Origin of the sequence: Cytobacillus solani, from assembly GCF_006704205.1 — a bacterium.
GTDB classification, from domain to species: domain Bacteria; phylum Bacillota; class Bacilli; order Bacillales; family Cytobacillaceae; genus Cytobacillus; species Cytobacillus solani.
In genome coordinates, this window is record NZ_CP041305.1 from 687,593 (window position 1) to 705,313 (window position 17,721).

The 17,721-nt window shown below is 36.6% G+C and carries 14 protein-coding genes and 3 pseudogenes; 2 read left to right on the top strand and 15 right to left on the bottom strand.

All coding sequences use genetic code 11. The features are described from left to right. Positions 1–70 precede the first annotated feature (70 nt). The 6 genes from FI644_RS03505 to FI644_RS03530 all read right to left on the bottom strand — a co-directional run bounded on the left by FI644_RS03505 (position 71) and on the right by FI644_RS03530 (position 8,224). Positions 71–1,267: a M14 family zinc carboxypeptidase gene (locus tag FI644_RS03505; protein WP_053474717.1), complete on the bottom strand. Its 1,197-nt coding sequence runs from the start codon at positions 1,265–1,267 to the stop codon at positions 71–73. A gap of 448 nt (positions 1,268–1,715) precedes the next feature. Then, complete coding sequence (locus tag FI644_RS03510) at positions 1,716–2,897, bottom strand: MFS transporter (RefSeq protein WP_053474716.1); 1,182 nt, start codon at positions 2,895–2,897, stop codon at positions 1,716–1,718. 167 nt (positions 2,898–3,064) lie between these two features. Then, positions 3,065–3,367, bottom strand: coding sequence for an ArsR/SmtB family transcription factor (locus FI644_RS03515; protein ID WP_053474715.1), 303 nt, complete (start codon positions 3,365–3,367; stop codon positions 3,065–3,067). 221 nt (positions 3,368–3,588) lie between these two features. Continuing rightward, positions 3,589–4,611 (bottom strand): DUF3231 family protein, encoded by a 1,023-nt coding sequence (locus FI644_RS03520; RefSeq protein ID WP_053474714.1) that lies wholly within the window; start codon positions 4,609–4,611, stop codon positions 3,589–3,591. 408 nt (positions 4,612–5,019) lie between these two features. Next, the gene (gene ltrA, locus FI644_RS03525) at positions 5,020–6,348 is read right to left on the bottom strand and encodes a group II intron reverse transcriptase/maturase (RefSeq protein WP_142108041.1); all 1,329 of its coding nucleotides are present in this window, start codon (positions 6,346–6,348) and stop codon (positions 5,020–5,022) included. 682 nt (positions 6,349–7,030) lie between these two features. After that, complete coding sequence (locus tag FI644_RS03530) at positions 7,031–8,224, bottom strand: MFS transporter (protein ID WP_053474712.1); 1,194 nt, start codon at positions 8,222–8,224, stop codon at positions 7,031–7,033. 254 nt (positions 8,225–8,478) lie between these two features. Here FI644_RS03530 and FI644_RS03535 point away from each other — a divergent pair, with 254 nt between their 5' ends. Further along, positions 8,479–9,057: a TetR/AcrR family transcriptional regulator gene (locus FI644_RS03535; protein ID WP_053474711.1), complete on the top strand. Its 579-nt coding sequence runs from the start codon at positions 8,479–8,481 to the stop codon at positions 9,055–9,057. Positions 9,058–9,526: 469 nt separating this feature from the next. Here the strand turns inward: FI644_RS03535 and FI644_RS03540 are convergent, their stop codons facing one another. The 9 genes and pseudogenes from FI644_RS03540 to FI644_RS03570 form a co-directional block, all read right to left on the bottom strand. Then, positions 9,527–10,495, bottom strand: coding sequence for an LCP family protein (locus FI644_RS03540; protein ID WP_053474710.1), 969 nt, complete (start codon positions 10,493–10,495; stop codon positions 9,527–9,529). 31 nt (positions 10,496–10,526) lie between these two features. Beyond that, the gene (locus FI644_RS03545) at positions 10,527–11,162 is read right to left on the bottom strand and encodes a DUF1232 domain-containing protein (RefSeq protein WP_053474709.1); all 636 of its coding nucleotides are present in this window, start codon (positions 11,160–11,162) and stop codon (positions 10,527–10,529) included. Positions 11,163–11,348: 186 nt separating this feature from the next. After that, positions 11,349–11,522 carry a twin-arginine translocase TatA/TatE family subunit gene (locus FI644_RS03550; protein WP_075209095.1) on the bottom strand — a complete coding sequence of 58 codons (174 nt, stop codon included), beginning with the start codon at positions 11,520–11,522 and terminating at the stop codon, positions 11,349–11,351. 723 nt (positions 11,523–12,245) lie between these two features. Beyond that, positions 12,246–12,329: pseudogene (locus tag FI644_RS03555) on the bottom strand (IS3 family transposase); the annotation flags it as partial. Between the two features lie 5 nt (positions 12,330–12,334). After that, positions 12,335–12,586, bottom strand: a pseudogene (locus FI644_RS26725) (IS3 family transposase); the annotation flags it as partial. A gap of 164 nt (positions 12,587–12,750) precedes the next feature. Then, entirely contained in the window at positions 12,751–14,229 is a 1,479-nt protein-coding gene (locus tag FI644_RS03560) for an Lsa family ABC-F type ribosomal protection protein (protein ID WP_053474708.1), read from the bottom strand. A 498-nt stretch (positions 14,230–14,727) separates the two neighbouring features. Further along, complete coding sequence (locus FI644_RS03565) at positions 14,728–15,783, bottom strand: Cfr family 23S rRNA (adenine(2503)-C(8))-methyltransferase (protein ID WP_053474707.1); 1,056 nt, start codon at positions 15,781–15,783, stop codon at positions 14,728–14,730. Between the two features lie 151 nt (positions 15,784–15,934). Next, positions 15,935–16,084 carry a hypothetical protein gene (locus FI644_RS26230; protein ID WP_172797601.1) on the bottom strand — a complete coding sequence of 50 codons (150 nt, stop codon included), beginning with the start codon at positions 16,082–16,084 and terminating at the stop codon, positions 15,935–15,937. 80 nt (positions 16,085–16,164) lie between these two features. After that, a pseudogene (locus FI644_RS03570) lies at positions 16,165–16,449 on the bottom strand (IS4 family transposase); the annotation flags it as partial. A 173-nt stretch (positions 16,450–16,622) separates the two neighbouring features. On the opposite strand from FI644_RS03570, the gene FI644_RS03575 reads away from it, so the two are divergent. Continuing rightward, positions 16,623–17,696, top strand: coding sequence for a sulfite oxidase (locus FI644_RS03575; protein WP_053474706.1), 1,074 nt, complete (start codon positions 16,623–16,625; stop codon positions 17,694–17,696). The last annotated feature ends 25 nt before the right edge of the window (positions 17,697–17,721 follow it).

Sequence of the window (17,721 nt, forward strand, 5' to 3'; positions counted from 1 at the left end):
AATATGTACACAAAATGAAAGCCGCCAATTGACTGAATCTTCAATTGGCGGGCTTATGAACAACTATTTTTTACAGTCCTCCTGGAGTTCTAACGCTTAACGGAATGTTTTCATATTCTTCTGGGTTTAATTGGTAAATAGATCTATCTGTCACACTATTGATAATACCCATGAGGCCTGTTTCAACTGTTTTTACAAGCTGACCTCTCTTCTTTTGGCCGAAGTTTTGCGTTTGCCCGCTTACTTCGAAGAGAACGGCTCCGCTTCCATTTAAAGCAAATGCTCCTAAAGCTGTACCTGGCAAGTCGATAGTTTGGTCATACAACGAAATATTTGTAAATACAGAATTACCCTTTTCCTGAAGTGCATTATATAGGGCGAGATTTAATTGCCTTGAAAAATCATAATTATAGTTTTCTGCGTATTCAGCATATTTTTCCCCGCCAGGGCTGTTTGGATGCTTGACGAACTTTCCTGAAATTGACATTGTTACACGATCATCCGTCCCCTCTACATATGGAAATCCTTGATGGTGAAGATCAATGAAGACGTCTACTTTTCCGAATTGTTCCTTTAAATCCTTATATACATCTCTAAGTGTTTGCGCTTCAGGTGTAATATACCAGCCGTATTTATTCGATGCTCCAGGAAAATCTTCAGGCTTTGGAACATAGTTTAAGTCTGGATTAAAGTCTCGGTTCACATCAAATCCCGGGTTGAGATCATAATTATAACTTCCTGGATAATTGTAATAATTCCAGGAAGGCTGGACATTTGCTAACTGAGGAAATTTCGCAACTACCTCCGCCCAATCCATGTCATTCGCACGGCGGTCAAGCTCGGAGCCATCAGCATTCATCATTGGAATAACGACGATCGTTAATTCATCCAAAATCTTTTTCGCTTCTTTTGAATTACTTGATCCAAGATTTTGCAAAATATTTAATAGCGCAACCGTTCCTGTTTTTTCATTTCCATGAATCTCACTCTCGATTAATACAACCTTGTCGCCATGGCCAACTGTTACCTTATAGATGTCACGCCCTAAATTTGTTTTACCAGCGGATTCGACCTTTACCTTCCCTTGACTCGATTTCTGAATCTGCTCTAATTTTCTTCCTAGCTCTTCATAGCTAATGAATCCTTCAATTGATAAGTTTTCCCCTTGTTGCGGACTTGGCCCTGGTTCAGCAAAACCAACATTAGGTGCAGCCAATAACGATGCAGCTAAAGCCGTTGAACTTAAAACCTTCCAAAGCTTATTCATTCTCCATTCCTCCACCCTTTTATAAGTAAAATCCTTGAAATATTTCTATAATATATCCCCATTTCCTCTTACTTTTTTGAAAATGAATATTAAAGACTAAACAACGAAAAAACAGCTCAGTAACTAAGTATTCGTTATTTTCAGAATTTTTACAAATGCTGGTTCCGTTGAACTATTTCTAGTTACGAAAATTTTAGCTTACGAAAGATGAGGAAGAAATTGTAATGATATAATAGAAGAATAGAAAAGATTAATTCCTAAAAAACGGAAAGGATGAAGAAAGACACTTTCCTTATTTCAGGAAAGCGTCCGATTGCTGAATATTAATCCTTTTTTATTTTATTTTTAATTCTTCAACTAAGAACCGTATATTTATTATGAAATCTTTCTACCTCAATGAAAAGTCTTTACTCCGTTCAATGACTAAAGGTAACCTATTTGATCTGAATTACTGGATCATTTCTTTTAAATTCGATGATTTATGTTTAGAATTTGTACTGGAAGCTATCAAAGAAGCAACAATAGCGATTGCAACCCCCAATGCCCCAATCCAGGTAATGGAATCCAGTGATACCTTCTCTACAAAAATACCTCCTATTCCTGCACCTACAGCCATAGCTAATTGCATCATTGACTGATTAATGCCAAGCAATACACCCGATAATTCTGGTTCTATTGTAGCTAAGTGATATTGTTGCGTCGGGCCTGTAGACCATGCTGCAAACGACCATAATATTAGAATGACCAATACTCCGATATAGGAGTGGGTTACGATTGACAGCATAATCAGCATGATGATATGTAATGCCATTCCACCAATCAGTGTAAAGGACACTCCCCACCGATCGGTGCTATATCCCCCGAACTTTGACCCTACCAAACTTGCTATTCCAAATATAAGTAAAACTCCACTAAGCAGCTTGTCACTTATCCCTGAAATCGTAAGGAGGTATGGTGATAGATAAGTATAAGCAATAGAATATCCTCCTAGCCAGAAAAAAGTGATAGATAATCCAATTGCAACTTTTCGTTTCCTAAAAAGGGAAAATTGTTTAGATAAAGGCACGGGCTTATCCCCTTCTGTATGTGGAAGAATAAAGTATAAAACCAACATTGCTAGTAATCCCAATAAGGCAATTCCACCAAATACAGATTTCCAGCCAAATGCTTCTGCTGTCATTCTTCCAATGGGAACACCAATAATTAGAGAAGCAGTAAATCCCATGACTACAGTAGCGATTGCACTACCCTGTTTACCTTCTGGTGCAATCTTGGATGCGATGGCTAATGAAGTTACAACAACTATACCTGCTCCTAATGCCATAATTACCCGAGCTACAATAAACCAGCCATAGCCAGGCAGGGCATACGCTAGGATATTTCCTATAACAAACAGAAAGAGTGAATACATCATTAACTTGCGTCTATCCATACTTGCTGTCAATGCCATAAGAATTGGTGTGAAAATAGCATAAACAAGGGAAAAGATCGTAATTAACTGGCCCGCAGCAGCTAAAGTTATCCCAAGTGTATGAGCAATATTATCTAAAATACCGGAAATAATGTACTCTGAGGTTCCTACTAAAAAGCTGATAATTGCTAAAATATAAATTCTCCAAGTGTTAGACATAATAGTTAACTCCTTAATATATTTACATATCGAGAAATATAGATTTGTTTATTTTAAAAATAGACAAATCGCAATATGTCGATTTGTATGTCGTAAAAATAAACATCAAGAGATGTTTATTTTTTATGAAATATTAAATTCAATTCTCCTTAAAGTCGGTTTCATTATCATATTTCTTTTTTAAGAATGTCAGCAATTTTTTCAACGGCATTCTCATCTCTTTTGTAGTAAGTATACTTTCCTATTCGTTCAGCCTTAATAAGACCAGCTTTTAAAAGTATGGTGAGATATTGGGAAGCAGTCGATTGTGTCATTTTCAATTTATCTGTTATTTGACTAACACATACCCCTGTTGTGTTCATATCAATCCCTTCATGGGGTATAAAATGACGATCAGGCTCCTTCAGCCATTGCAAAATTTGCAACCTTGATTCATTTGATAGAGCTTTGAAGATTTCAATTGGTTCCATGAGGTTGATTATATCGTTATTTTCCGATATGTCAATATATTTGATTCTTGATCAATATTTTCTATGTAGTTTCGATTATTCCCTTTTCTTATAGACCCATCCTGCCCATTTCTTGAATACTCACAACTTCGAATGTTCCCTTTACACTCGTTTACTCCACAAAAATCTTTATATTCGTTCAACATTCTGGTGTAAAAAGCATGAGAAGCAGCAATCCAATGTTAATTATCTTTATCTACTGCACTTGGTGGGTGTTCAAACCAGCCTTTCTCAATCATAATTTTTGCTGCATCTTGAACAAAATTTGCATTTCTCATTAACGCATTACTATGCTTTAGTGCTATATCATGTCTTCCATTGACAGCTGCTGCATTTCCAAAGGATCTAATTTTAATTGTAAACATATCCATCTTATGAAATAGCATTAACTTATCAGAAAAAGGAGAAAAAGTAGATGATGTTACTAAGTCATTAAGAGAAGATGGGTAAGGCAAATTTTCATTCTCTAACATTTTCATATCTTTTTCAATATTTTTTTGGGTAATGTCTTTTCCTCTTTCAAATAACTTGCGAATCTCTTCATCCTTTACTACTTGGGCAAATGCTGTAATTAGTGCCTTGCTCGTTGTATTATTTTCAATAATATCGTAAAGATGGGTAATTTCTAATGCATGCATTGGTCGTACATGCCCGAAGTATCCATTTAAAAAATCATTATGAACAAATTTCACTTTTTCAGGAACTGGTATTAATGGAGGCTTAATGATTAGCCCTTTATACATTAATATCTCTTTAATTTGACCCATTAAATCCATAGTTGAATCCATACAGTATCTGAAAAATTGTTCTACATCTTTCCTAAATACAAGTGGAAAAGCAACGTTATAAATACTCATTCCTGCTTTTGCCGTATATTTTAAATAATGGACATAAAATTCATCTTGAAATAAACGAGGTGCATGTATATTTACGTCAGCATCAGAAAAACCATGAGGAATAGGGAAGTTCTCTTTTGTGAAAATTCCGGTAATTATTTTCAAAAATTCTTCACTTAATAATAATGCATTTTCCAATAAAGTTTTAATATCTTCATCTTCAACATGTTGCAGATAATAACTCAATATGCATTTCCCCATACTGTTTCCCATATAGGTAGCCCAAAGTTTACCCAATTCTGTCGATGTTAGTTTTTCTGTATTGTTTGTTTTATCTGTACTTAAATTAATTGGTTTAATCTTTTGCATGATACAACCTTCATTCCTTTTTTTTCATAGTATTTCCTCCCCATTCGATTACATGTACTAAGATCTTTAGGTGTTTTGAAAAAAGTTTTGAGGGCAATATGATGTAGGCTGCGGTGGATTTTCCAGTAGGAGTAGGAGTAGAAGCAGGATCATTCAAGCAAAATTTTACTAAATGCTTCGATTGTTTAAGTAAATTTCTCCACAAACACCATACTATCATTACATAAGAATTCAATTTTCCTTGAAATTCATCCTCCATTAAATGACCCTTTTCATGAAGAAAGACGCTTTCCTTATTTCAGAAGTCGAGTAGAAGGGAGCCTTTCTACCTTGCGGTAAATTGGACTCCACCCCCCTCACAGAACCGTGCTTGCACTATTAATGCACACGGCTCCTCCTAGTTATCGTTTACAGAATGTAGCTAATCTCTTTTCTTAAATCATATATATTCACTTTAATTCTTGGTGAAGGTAGTGGATATTTATTAAGAAATAGACTGAATTTATCCCATGTAAAGGATTTCCTTTGACTTCTTCTATTGAGCCATTTAAACAGTAAGTTTTCGATTTTGTCTTTGAAGTTGTTAACATTTTGGGTATTATCAGTGATGCAATAATAGTTGTAATAACCTATTAGTGAACGCTTAAATCTATCCATAAGCATATGAATATCTTTATTTCTATTATTCTTCAGCCATTCTTTCGTTTCTCTTAGTTTGCCTTGGACTTTCTTCCTGCTTGATTTCCGTTTCACTCGAAAGTTTCCTTGTTTACTTTTCCCACAATAGTGTGTGAAACCAAGGAAATCAAAGGTTGCTGGTTTACTCCTCCCCTGTTGATTTGCATTTTTCTCCGCAAACCTCCCGAAGGGAATAATTTTGGTTTTATCCTCAGCTATTTCTAAATTGAATTTCTTTAATCTCAACTTTAATGAATGGAAGAATTGCTGAGCTTCACTTTTATATTGAAAACAACAAACAAAATCATCTGCATATCTCACTATGTAGGCTTGTCCATTGCACTGCTTCCTAACCTTTTTCTCAAACCATAGGTCGAGGACATAATGGAGATATACATTGGCTAATACCGGAGATATTACTCCACCTTGCGGTGTGCCATTGTCTGTCTTATATTTCTTACCTTCCTCCATGTACCCACTTTTAAGAAACCTACCAATTATCCTTAGTAGGTTAGGGTCAGCGATTCGCAGTTTTAAGAACTCCATCATCCATATGTGGTCAACGTTGTCGAAGAATCCTTTAATATCTACATCTACTACATAATTTACTGACCTCTTTTCAATATAATGGTTCAGTATTTTTAAAGCATCGTGGCAGTTACGGTTTGGGCGGAATCCAAAGGAACAGTCTAGAAAGTCATTTTCATAAATGGTATTTAGTATCTTTGTAATGCCTTTTTGAACAATTTTATCTTCATGTTCTGGTATTCCCAATGGTCTTTTCTTGTTGGAATTGAGCTTTGGAATATACATTCTCCTTACTGGAACAGGACGATAGCTTTTGCTTTTAAGCCTACTTACTAAATCCTCTATGTTTTCTTCTAAACTTTCACCGTATTGCTCTTTAGTTGTACCGTTAATCCCAGCTGCCTTCTTATTGGGTAGTTCAAGATGACATTGAACTAATGCTTCCTTATTTAATAGATGAGCAAGAGATGTAAATTTCATTTTAGGATCAGATTTTGCTAATTCTGCTATCCTTAGTAGTTTTGTTTCCATTTATTATACCTACCTCTGTGTGTAGTAAATGTGTCCCTAGTAAGGGTGATAACTGGTAGCTAGCCTTTCCTCCATCGGCATTACCCAACTTCATTGGTACTACGCTGCTATCCGACTCCCTACATCGGCATTTGGTTTCCTTGCTTATTATCGCTTGTTGACCATACTCTTCTAAAAAAGAAAAGACCGGTAGGGTCTCCCGAGTTGCCGTATCATATCAATGTATAACGTGCCAAGGTCTCTGACTCCAGAGAGGTTTTACCCTTCTTGCCTTTAACGAAAGATAAAATGTAGCTTTCTGCTGCGCTTAGGGCATCAGCCCTCTCGATTTACTAACATTATGGAGCTCAATCCCTTCAACCATTTGGCTTTCGGCCCGCTATCTAACTGTCTACGCTTAAAGACTAAAGTTACCTTTATTCCTCCAAGACTCGCTACGAGCGAATGGCTAGTTCTTACTCGACGGGAATCCCACCCGCTATATGATACGACCTAGGCTCGGCCGCACAAGCACCCTTTAGTTGAATAACGATTTAATATAGCTTGGACATATAATATTGATCTTTTAATTTATAAATAAAAGCCGTACATACATAGCAACTGAAACTTATTTATTAGCTAAAAAGCAGCCAGGCATCTCTCCCGACAACTAATACATCACTTAAAGAATACTATCATAGAATTACTTCTTCTCTGTGGAAAAATATAGGATGGCAACGATTGGGAAAGCAATTCCAATCCATAATGCAGTATTCCATCCTCCCACGGCGTATGCCCATCCCCCAATTGCGGATCCGATTGCACCACCAAAAAAGAAAATAGCCATGAATAGCCCATTCAGACGACTGCGAATTTCCGGACTCAATGAGAAAAGCGCGCGTTGTCCGAACACAAGATTTGCGGATACTCCAGCGTCCAATAATAACGATGAAACGACGAGAACAGCTATTCCGATGGGTGAGCTAGTTTGGACAATAAGCGGCAACAAAAGAGAAATAACGACAATAAGGAGAGCTATTCCTGTTGCAGGTCTTGTCAAGCCGCGGTCGGCTAGTCGACCTGCCAGGGGCGCGGCTACTGCACCTGCAACTCCAACAAGCGCAAACACCGCAATGCCTTTCTGAGAAAAATGAAAGGCAGGGCTTGATAACAGTTGTGGAACTGTTGTCCAAAATAAGCTAAAGGACGCAAACACACATGCATGATAGGCAGCCCGACGGCGTAATATCGGGGTTGTTCGCAGCAAGTGCCACATAGAACTGAGTAATACTGCATAGTTTGTGTCCGTGGAAGGCTTTCTTGTAGGTAACACCTTCAAAAGTACGATAGCCAAAATAAAAACAGCTATGGCAGACATAGCGAATACAGCATGCCAGCCAAAAAAGTCAGCTGCCAAGCTAGACAAAGGACGTGAGAGCATGATGCCAAGTAACAAACCGCTCATGACATTGCCGACAACACGACCGCGTGAAGAATCGGTTGCAAGATATGACGCAAAAGGTACGAGTACTTGCGTAGCCACTGAACCTAAACCGATTACAAATGAAGCAGCTAAGAACAGCATAGCTTGTTTCGACACTGCAGTAATTGCTAGGGCAACTGCTGTGAAAAGTAAAGATAGGACAATCAGTCTTCGATTTTCAACAATATCTCCCAAAGGAACAATAAATAGCAAGCCGACTACGTAACCGATCTGCGTTAACGTGACAATGAAACCAGAACTGCTTGCTGACAGCCCGATTGTTGAGCTGATTGCCCCGACTATAGGCTGAGCATAGTAAAGATTAGCTACAATGATACCGCATGCGGTAGCCAGAAGGATTGTAAACCACGTAGGGATGTTTTTCTCGATTGTCTGTTTTTTTACATCATTCATTTCGAACAACTCCTTTTAATAATGCTCTACATTTAGTAACTTCATTAGTTCACACAATTTCAATGTCATGTGGATTACTCCACATGTAAGTTTTTCTCTTCTTTTAAATACTGAACGTTTAGTATATTAAATGGATAACAATATAATATACTGAACGTATGGTTTTGTAAATAGGTGATTCAACTTTCTTTTTTTGTATATTATTGGTATACTGAACGTACAGTTCATTATTTTTGAAGAAAGGTGATATTACGATGAATGGTAAAAGAGGCAGGCCACGTAATGTAGAAGCTCAAAAGTCAATCCTTTCTGCGTCTTATAAGTTATTGTTGGCAAATGGCTTTCAAGCTGTCACAGTTGATAAAATTGCTGATTGTGCCAAAGTTAGCAAAGCCACGATTTATAAATGGTGGCCAAACAAGGCTGCTGTGGTGATGGATGGTTTCCTTTATGCCGCCTCGGAAAGATTGCCCATGCCTAATACGGGTTCGGCATATAATGATATACTTATTCACGCCACGAATTTAACTCGGTTTTTGACAAGTCGAGAGGGGACCGTTATTACGCAGTTATTAGGCGAAGGACAGTTTGATTCAGGTTTGGCAGAGGCCTATCGGGATCGATATTTCCGTCCCCGCCGACTTGAAGCAAGGAGTCTTTTAGAGAAAGGGGTTCAACGCGGAGAATTGAAAAAAAGTCTCGATATTGACATATGCATTGATTTAATTTATGGACCAATTTTCTATCGTTTGCTTGTGACAGGCGAAACGCTGGACGAATCCTATGTGCAACAATTAGTAATAAACGCTTTTGAAGGAATCCGTTCTACCTGAGCCGTAAATTTGATTCGTCTTAAGAGGATCTAATATGTCTCCGTTTTCATCATCTCAGGGTGCGGTTCAACTATAAAGAGAAAAATCCATCCCGCCCTGATCGTTACGATCCTGTTTTCTAACCTATTATATCCAATCTAGTTACCCAGTTTTGATCCATTAAATAGCCCTTAACATACAGAAAGAGCACGATTCCTGCTACAGAATTGCGCCCTTTCGTAAAAGGGCCAGACGATTCTCTCAATCTTGCCCGTATTTAGATAAAACAGGATAAATCCAATCATACAGCTGACTCCCTGCTTTAGTATAAAATTCTGGGCTCCATATTAGCGGGTACCCTGGTAGCTGTACATAAAAAGAAGTCTTAAGATACTGAATGTACAAGTAATGGATAAGACTAATTTATCTAGTCTTTTCAAGTGTGAATTTCCAATGCTGTCGTTCTCCTAATAAGCCGATAAATCTTTACTCATGCTTCTTCACTTTCTAATGAAAACTGCACTGGCTCCTTGCTTTGATCCCCCTTTAAAAAGGAGTGAATCGCCTCTTTATTCTTCACAAAATCAATATTCAGTGCCAGCCCTACTCCCTCATATCTTTCATTGGAAAAAGAATTCTCTATTGGGATAGTCAGTGTTTCAAGTGTTTCAGGCGGGTGCAAAGTAACGCTTTGCATAATATTGAAAAGTTCTCCAGTCTGGAGATTTGTATGGATATAAGACTGTGCTGCCCCGATCAGCTTTGGTAGCTTTGCAACACCATTTACGCTTAAAAGCTCACTCTTTAGGGCATTGATGACTTGCTGCTGGCGCCTGACTCGTCCAAAATCGGCTTCTGCGTCCTTGCGGAAACGGGCATATCCCAGTAATTCCTTCCCATTCAGCCTTTGCAAACCTGGCTCCAGGGAGACGCCGATATTGGCGGACATCTTTTTCTCAACATCGATCTGAATGCCATCAGGCGCAAGGGCATCTACCATTTTTTCAAAGCCTGTAAAGTCGATCAGGGCATAATATTCAATATCCAAGTCAAAGTCCTGCTTTAAGGTTTCGCGTAGTAATTCTGGGCCGCCTAGATAAAAGGCAGTATTGATTTTATAATTCTTATATCCAGGAATTTCTGTGTAAATATCCCGCATGACGGAGATGACCTTAGCCGTTCCTTCCTTCGGATCATATTGTGCGACCATGATGGAGTCAGTCCGGGATCTTCCCTCATCCGGCCGTTCGTCGACTCCCATCAACAGTACATTAATCTTATCGAGATTTTTCTCCCCGTTAAACTCATATTCCTTGTGCTGCTCTTCAGGGTCTGCCATGCTTACCCCCTCTTGATACTGGAAGGTTAAATACCCGGCTGCGGCCACAAGTACCAGAAGAAACGCTGCTGATATTTTACAAAACCTGCTTCTTCTTTTATAAGATTTTTGTCTGCTCATATTCGTTCCAATCCTTTATTTAATCATCTATTCATTTTTTTAGAGGCAGTCCATTCATCACCCAATTGATTACTAGTGCATCGTCAATATACCCGACAGCAAATAAATAATCTGGGATACAGTCAACCGCCGCTATAAAGTAGAGGAGGGCGCCCCCCATCAGGGTTAGCTCCATCTTCGAGCCACTTTTCTGGGAAAAGCTCTCGTACATTTTTTTTAAATATTGAATAATGGGCCCAATACTCCCCACTTTTTCAACTTTCTTCTCAAACTTGTTGAGAATGGTTTCTGCACCTTCCTCTGTTTGAGAAAATTGTTCATACTTTTCTAATTCCTTTTTTACATCTTCCAGCCGGAACTCTTTATCAACTAAATCAATGGATTCAAGGATGACTTGAATATCGCTAATTGAATCATTCCGGTACGATTGCTTTCGATCAACCAGATACCCTGCAGCCTCATACAAATCGATAATTGGAACGCCAAGATGGACTGCAAACTGCTGTAAATGCTCCGGGGTCGCTTTTCGCTTCCCATTGATGATTTTTGAGATGATGGCTGTATCGATCCCCGTTATCTGGCTTAATTTCCTCATGGATAAAGACCGTTCCTTCAGCAAGCCCTTTAGGCGCAAGCCAATTTCGTTACTTTTATTTTCCATACTCATTTTCCTTTCTAACTTAGTAACTCCTAGCAGGACTGCTACAACCGGCCGACAAGGGGAATTGATGATGGACCACCGCCATTCCCCAATATTCTGGACCGAAATAACTTATGAAACTATCTCATTGTCTCCTGTCCTCACTAACCTGTACATAAGTACCAATAATCATGGTTAATTCAAAAATTAAGTTTATTTCTCCTTTTTATCCTCAATATCTTCTGTTATCTCTTTCGTTGCTTTTTTAAATTCTTGTAAAGATTTCCCAAATGATCTGCCGATTTCCGGAAGCTTATTAGGACCAAATACAATAAGTGCTACAGTTAGAATTAATATTAAACCAGGTACACCTATATTTGATAACATTAGATCCTCTCCTATTTCTTGAAAGTCTTACATCCTTTTAGTCATGAACCTTTACTTAGTTAAACCTTAAAGTTTATCAGTAAAATTAAACTTCATATTTGTAGTTAATTCGTTTGACTGCAATAGCATCAACTTTATAACCAATTGGAATAATGTATATGAAATAACTTCACCAGTAAAAATAAAATAGATTAAAAGGTTACAAAGATATCAAACAAAGGGGCTGTTCTTTTCTCAACTTCAATGGTAAAGCCAGCCGTTTGTTTTTAAAAAGGTCAAAAATATAAACTTTTAAATGATCGGTAAATCTTTTAAATGTTATGTATGAGCTTTACGTTTCTCCATTGATGATCCATGAAATTGCAGCGAGCAATGTCATTATCATTAACCCCCAAGTTATCGCATTTATAAAGTACATTCTTCTGCAAATTCTTCCATAACACACCAAGTTTATTAACTACTATTCCTTAAGATACGTGCGACTACTTCCCTTCTGCTTTAGTTTGAAGTTGGCTCTTTTTGTTCGCAAAATTTGTTGTAAATCTCCAACTTAATAATTAAAATATAATTTTATATTGACGATTTGTCAACATCGTCAACGAAAAACTGTAACTATAGTTGAATAAAAAGCGATACTTCGTTATTGAAGTATCGCGCCCGGTCGTAATATAAGGTCAGCCAGTTTTTAAACAGTACCCGTTGTAAAGGACATTTTGAAAAAGGTTATGCCACGTTAAGAAGATGATTTCTGAATTCAACAGGGGTCATCTTCTTTAAATTCCATTGATATCTGAAATTGTTATAGTATTATGCTCTCTTTTAGTTGGTCTTCCTGAATTATCTTTAGATGTACTCGAAGTCCTAATACTCCTGATTCATTATAAACAGCACGCCATCTATAAGCAGCTCTATTTACCCTAACCTAACGATACCAATGATATCGATATCAAAACCATTTTCCTCAAAAATTTGTCGTGGTGATTTCCCATACTCACTTTCAGCTATAAAAATCCTTTTAAAATCATCAGTTAAGTTATTCCTTTTGAACTTACAGATTTGACATAATGCTTCTTGAATACAAAAAACATCTATCTACGCTTGAAGGCGAGATAGATGTTTTAGCAAAGCATATTAAAGAGTGTGAGATTATTCGATCAATCCCCAGCATCTTTGAAAAATAAAACTAAACAATCCAAAACTTTCCAAACATTCGATTCATCAAATTCAACTACATAGATATCATTTTTGTTGCAACTGTCTGCTGAAATGCCTGATCATGCTCAACAAAAACCATTGTGGGATTAAAACTTTGAATAAGCTCTTCAATCTGCATGCGCGAATAAATATCAATAAAATTTAACGGTTCATCCCAAATATATAAATGAGCTTTTTCACATAAACTTTTGGCTATAAGCAGCTTTTTCTTTTGTCCACCAGAATAATGAGATATATCTTTCTCAAATTGAATTCGGTCAAAATCCATCTTGCGTAGAATGGATTTAAATAACGTTTCATCAATCTCATGCAATTCAATAAAGTCCGATAACAGTCCCTTCAAATGAGAAGTATCTTGTTGGACATAGGAGATAATGAGGCCTGAACCTAAATTAATTGTGCCTGTATGCTGTATGGGATTTCCTAGAATTAGTTTTAGAATACTACTTTTTCCGCTTCCGTTCTTTCCATCAAGTACAATTCGGTCACCATGTTCAACGTTAAAGCTAATTGGCTTATTTACTACTTGGTCATCGTACTTAACAGCCACATCAGCCAAAACAATCAATTCATTTGACTGAAATTCCAATGGCTCTAATTTTAATGACTCGGTTTTTTCCATATTTTTTAGCAGTTTTGACTTTTCCTCAATCGCTTTTTGTTGCCTTGATTCAAGGTTCTTTGCTCTCTTCATCATCTTTGCCGCTTTATGTCCTACAAAACCCTTGTCCAGCTTAGAACCCGAATTTGTTGTCCCATTTTTAGATGCTTCTACTTGACTAGACCAACCAGCTGATCGCTTTGAAGATTGTTTTAATCTCCCAATGTCTTTTTGCAAACGCTGATTTGTTGCCTCTTCGTGTTCTTGTTGTCTATCAAAATTTAGCTTCCAAGAAGAATAGTTGCCACTTTGCACTTCAATATTTGCTCTATTTATAGATAAAATATGGTCCACACATCCATCTAAAAAGATTCTGTCATGTGAAATTAAAATAAACCCTTTTTTCTTACGTAGATACTCAGAGACCACCTTTCGAGCATCAGTGTCTAGATGATTGGTTGGCTCATCAATCAATAGAAATTGACCCTCATTCAAAAAAAGTGCAGCAAGCAGCACCTTTGTTTGTTCTCCATTTGATAATGTATTAAATGGTCGGTACATAACCTCAGCATCAACATTTAGATAGGATATTTCACGGAGAAACTCCCAATCTTCTGCTTGGGGACAAATTTCTTCTAAGATTTCATGTGTATACTTGTTTTTATCCGAAACTGGATAAGGGAAATAATTAAATTCTACCGATGAAATGATATTCCCACTATACTCATAATTACCTAATAATAAATTAAAAAATGTAGTCTTCCCTCGTCCATTTCTACCGATAAATCCAAGTTTCCAATCCGTATCTATTTGAAAGTTTACACCTTCAAAAATATTGTCAAAGCTACCTGGGTAAGAAAAAGTTAAGTCTTGAACTTTTATCATTGACATATAAATTCCTCCTTTGTATATCAACACGTATTACTTTTTATACAAAGTCGGTCCACCCATCTATTTAAATAACTCCGTATAAGTTTGATGGATAATAACGACTTATACGGAGTATTACATGCGTAACAATCGTGTCTGAGCTCACTTTATCTCTCCTTTACTCATTAGAAGATAGGTAAATATATGAAAAATATACTTCATATCTGCGAGAGAATCAAAAATCCTCCCCATTTTTAATTGGAAGGATTAGTCATACACTCATATTTAATAAGGCATCAACTGACTTATAAAAAAATGAATAGACTAATCCTATATTTTAAAGTACGAACGTATTCGTTTTTAATAGAATATAGATTAGTTAATCATCATTCATCCATCAGCCCTTTCATATTTTCACTTTAATAGTAACTATTTTTATATGAAATACAATAATTGCAATGTATTCCTTTAACCTCCATTAGGAGGCCTCCTACTTTGTAAACATTACTTTCCCTCAAATTACTGCTTGTCGCTCTTTTGATAATTTGCATACAACTGACCACAAGCAGCATCTATATCAATTCCAAATTGACTTCTAATAGTCACATTGAGCCCTGATGATTTTAATTCTTTATAAAAATTAACAACACGACTTTCGTCCACTTCATCAAACCATAAAGGAGAACGAACGGTATGGTTATATCTAATTAAATTTACATGATATAGACTCCCAGCTTTATATCGGCCTTTTAAAAGACTTACTACTCCTTTAGCATGATCAATTGAATCATTTACACCAGGCAGCATAATATAAGCGATGTAGACTTTTCTGGAAGTAACTCGTATATGCTCATCTAATATATCCAACACATCTAGTAATGGATATCGATTATTAATTGGCATCAACTTACTTCGTTGCTCATTAAAAGGAGAATGTAGCGAAAACGTCAAGTTAACTTGCGGATAATTCTGAGTCATTTTTTTGATGCTTGGTATAATACCAATAGTAGAAATCGTTAGCCTACGAGGGCTTAAAGCAAACAGCGTAGGATCAGTGAGTACATCTATGGCATCGAAAACTTGTACATTGGCTAATGCTTCTCCCATCCCCATAAAAGAAATACTATCAATGGAATGACCTTGTAAGTGAAAATAGAGAATTTGGTCAGTAATTTCATCTGATGTCAAATTCCTTTTTAATCCAATGTCACCTGTTGCACAAAATTTACACCCAAAACTACAACCGCACTGAGAAGATATACAAAATGATTCCCACCCAGCTTTATATTTCATATTAACCGTTTCTACTTTTTCATTTCCCGAAATTTCAAATAAGACTTTAGTGACTTGCTCAGAATGTTGTTCCTTTAAAGGGATAACATCTAAAATAGACTCCCCAAATTCTTTAACCAAAATTCCCCTTAACGATTTTGGAAGTACATTCATTTCATTGTATTTATCTATTCTTTCTTTAAAAATAGCATTCAATATTTGTTTCATTCTAAAATTAGGGCATTTATGTTCCCTTAAGAATTCTTCTATTCTTCTATATTTATTCATTTGTCTTAATTGCATGTTTCTCACCTTCCATATGACTCTCTAATCTTTTGTGAGTAAATAGAAGGGAGTTTATCTATCCTTTAAGTTAAAGAAGAATACAAAAAGCACCGATCAAATTATCGGTGCTAGACATTAATAGCAAATTGTACACAAATAAATAAGTTATTTATTTGTATTTTGTCATAGATGCAATGCTCCGATAACTGTTTTTTATATGGTTGTATAGCATAAAAAAGGACAGACTGCTCCCTTTATGTGCTAATTCATCACCAATTTTCGCATTTTTCCCAAACAAAATTCTAAAAACAGTTAACATCGCTTGCACCTCCCTTTGTCAAATTTATCATTGAGTAATTTAACATAAAAGTAAGTATATGTAAAGTATAATTCGAGAATAGAGATTACGTGTGCAGAAAGTGAGTGATTTGAACAGAGTTTTTGTGTGAGTAGAGAAGTAAAGACTTCTCGAAGAAATACGACAGCTGCCGAATTAAAGCGTTGATTCAGTCCTTCTGAGCTCATAAGTACCCCAGTGGAAGCTTCTAACTGACTGCACAATTGTGTAAGTGATGTGCTAGCAATTTCTTGACTGAGACATATGCTAAGGGCAATGAGTTCGTTTGCTTGATATTTACTAGATCGATTTACAAAGCCAACTTGTCTGGCGATGTCTTGTAGAATTTATTACCTCCCTAACTAACTCATTACATAAATTTGTTTGTCGTTTGTCCCAACAACTACTACTCCTTTAAAGAAGTGTTGAGGCTTTCATAAATGCATTGATTCCTATATGACTAATCAAAATGCCTTGCTCATATGCATATGATATGAGCATTTTTGATTAGGAGGAAGCTATGGACCGTTCAAACCACCATAAAGTGAAGCCATACTTATTGACGCGTAGTTTGTTACCGGAAAATCAGGAAACACCCATTCAATTTATTAATAATGACATGATGATTAATAATTTATTTTATAGGCGGAACCACTTTTCTTATCCAACCCTTTCTTTACGAAACTATTGGCTCCCGATTAATGGGATAGTTTCAAGACCAGTAATACTGTCCATGCAGGACATTCTTCAATTGCCTTCAAAAACAATACAAGTTGTCCTTGAATGTTCGGGAGATAAACGTAGCCTTTTCGAACCAAAAGTATTTGGAGAACAATGGGGAAAGGGTGCTATTAGTCAAGGATATTGGAAGGGTGTACCATTACGAAACCTACTTGATCTTGCTAGAATAAGAGAAGATGCAAAGGAAATTGTCGTGGAAGGATACGACTTTGGAGAAAGAACTGATCTAAATAACGAGGTTTTCACCTACGCAAGAAGTTTACCTATTAGGAAGGCCCTCCACCCTGAAACCATTATTGCATATGAGTATAATAATCAACCAATTCCGTTTAAGCACGGGTATCCACTGAGATTAATTGTTCCACAGTGGTATGCAATGGCATCCGTAAAATGGATCAAGCAAATTAGTGTTATTGATTCTAAATTTACAGGACCCTTTCAGACAATCGATTACGTGTATTACCCAAATAAAGAAAGTAATAAGGATTCCTTCCCTGTTACTACAATAAATGTAAACTCGACTATTCAAAAGCCTTTAGATTTGGAAATTTTACATACTGGTAAGCATTTTATTAAAGGGATTGCTTGGACAGGCAATGGCGTTATTACAAAGGTAGATATAAGCGTAGACGGTGGAAGTAATTGGCTCAATGCAAAAATAGAGCCTTCTAAAAATCCTTGTTACGGCTGGCAATCATGGTCTTATGAATGGAATATATTAAGGAAAGGTGAATATATGATCATGTCAAAAGCAACAGATTCATATGGTCGAAGCCAACCAACTACACCTTTATGGAATAAAAAGGGTTATGGATATAACGCTATTGATAAAATCAAGGTTAAAGTAGAATAGCCGCAATTTACTCTTTCTTTTTAAA

Excerpts from the sequence above, each read along its gene's own strand:
- FI644_RS03505 (WP_053474717.1), bottom strand. The coding sequence starts at position 1,267 with ATGAATAAGCTTTGGAAGGTTTTAAGTTCAACGGCTTTAGCTGCATCG.
- FI644_RS03510 (WP_053474716.1), bottom strand. The coding sequence starts at position 2,897 with ATGTCTAACACTTGGAGAATTTATATTTTAGCAATTATCAGCTTTTTA.
- FI644_RS03515 (WP_053474715.1), bottom strand. The coding sequence starts at position 3,367 with ATGGAACCAATTGAAATCTTCAAAGCTCTATCAAATGAATCAAGGTTG.
- FI644_RS03520 (WP_053474714.1), bottom strand. The coding sequence starts at position 4,611 with ATGCAAAAGATTAAACCAATTAATTTAAGTACAGATAAAACAAACAAT.
- ltrA (WP_142108041.1), bottom strand. The coding sequence starts at position 6,348 with ATGGAAACAAAACTACTAAGGATAGCAGAATTAGCAAAATCTGATCCT.
- FI644_RS03530 (WP_053474712.1), bottom strand. The coding sequence starts at position 8,224 with ATGAATGATGTAAAAAAACAGACAATCGAGAAAAACATCCCTACGTGG.
- FI644_RS03535 (WP_053474711.1), top strand. The coding sequence starts at position 8,479 with ATGAATGGTAAAAGAGGCAGGCCACGTAATGTAGAAGCTCAAAAGTCA.
- FI644_RS03540 (WP_053474710.1), bottom strand. The coding sequence starts at position 10,495 with ATGAGCAGACAAAAATCTTATAAAAGAAGAAGCAGGTTTTGTAAAATA.
- FI644_RS03545 (WP_053474709.1), bottom strand. The coding sequence starts at position 11,162 with ATGAGTATGGAAAATAAAAGTAACGAAATTGGCTTGCGCCTAAAGGGC.
- FI644_RS03550 (WP_075209095.1), bottom strand. The coding sequence starts at position 11,522 with ATGTTATCAAATATAGGTGTACCTGGTTTAATATTAATTCTAACTGTA.
- FI644_RS03560 (WP_053474708.1), bottom strand. The coding sequence starts at position 14,229 with ATGTCAATGATAAAAGTTCAAGACTTAACTTTTTCTTACCCAGGTAGC.
- FI644_RS03565 (WP_053474707.1), bottom strand. The coding sequence starts at position 15,783 with ATGCAATTAAGACAAATGAATAAATATAGAAGAATAGAAGAATTCTTA.
- FI644_RS26230 (WP_172797601.1), bottom strand. The coding sequence starts at position 16,084 with ATGTTAACTGTTTTTAGAATTTTGTTTGGGAAAAATGCGAAAATTGGT.
- FI644_RS03575 (WP_053474706.1), top strand. The coding sequence starts at position 16,623 with ATGGACCGTTCAAACCACCATAAAGTGAAGCCATACTTATTGACGCGT.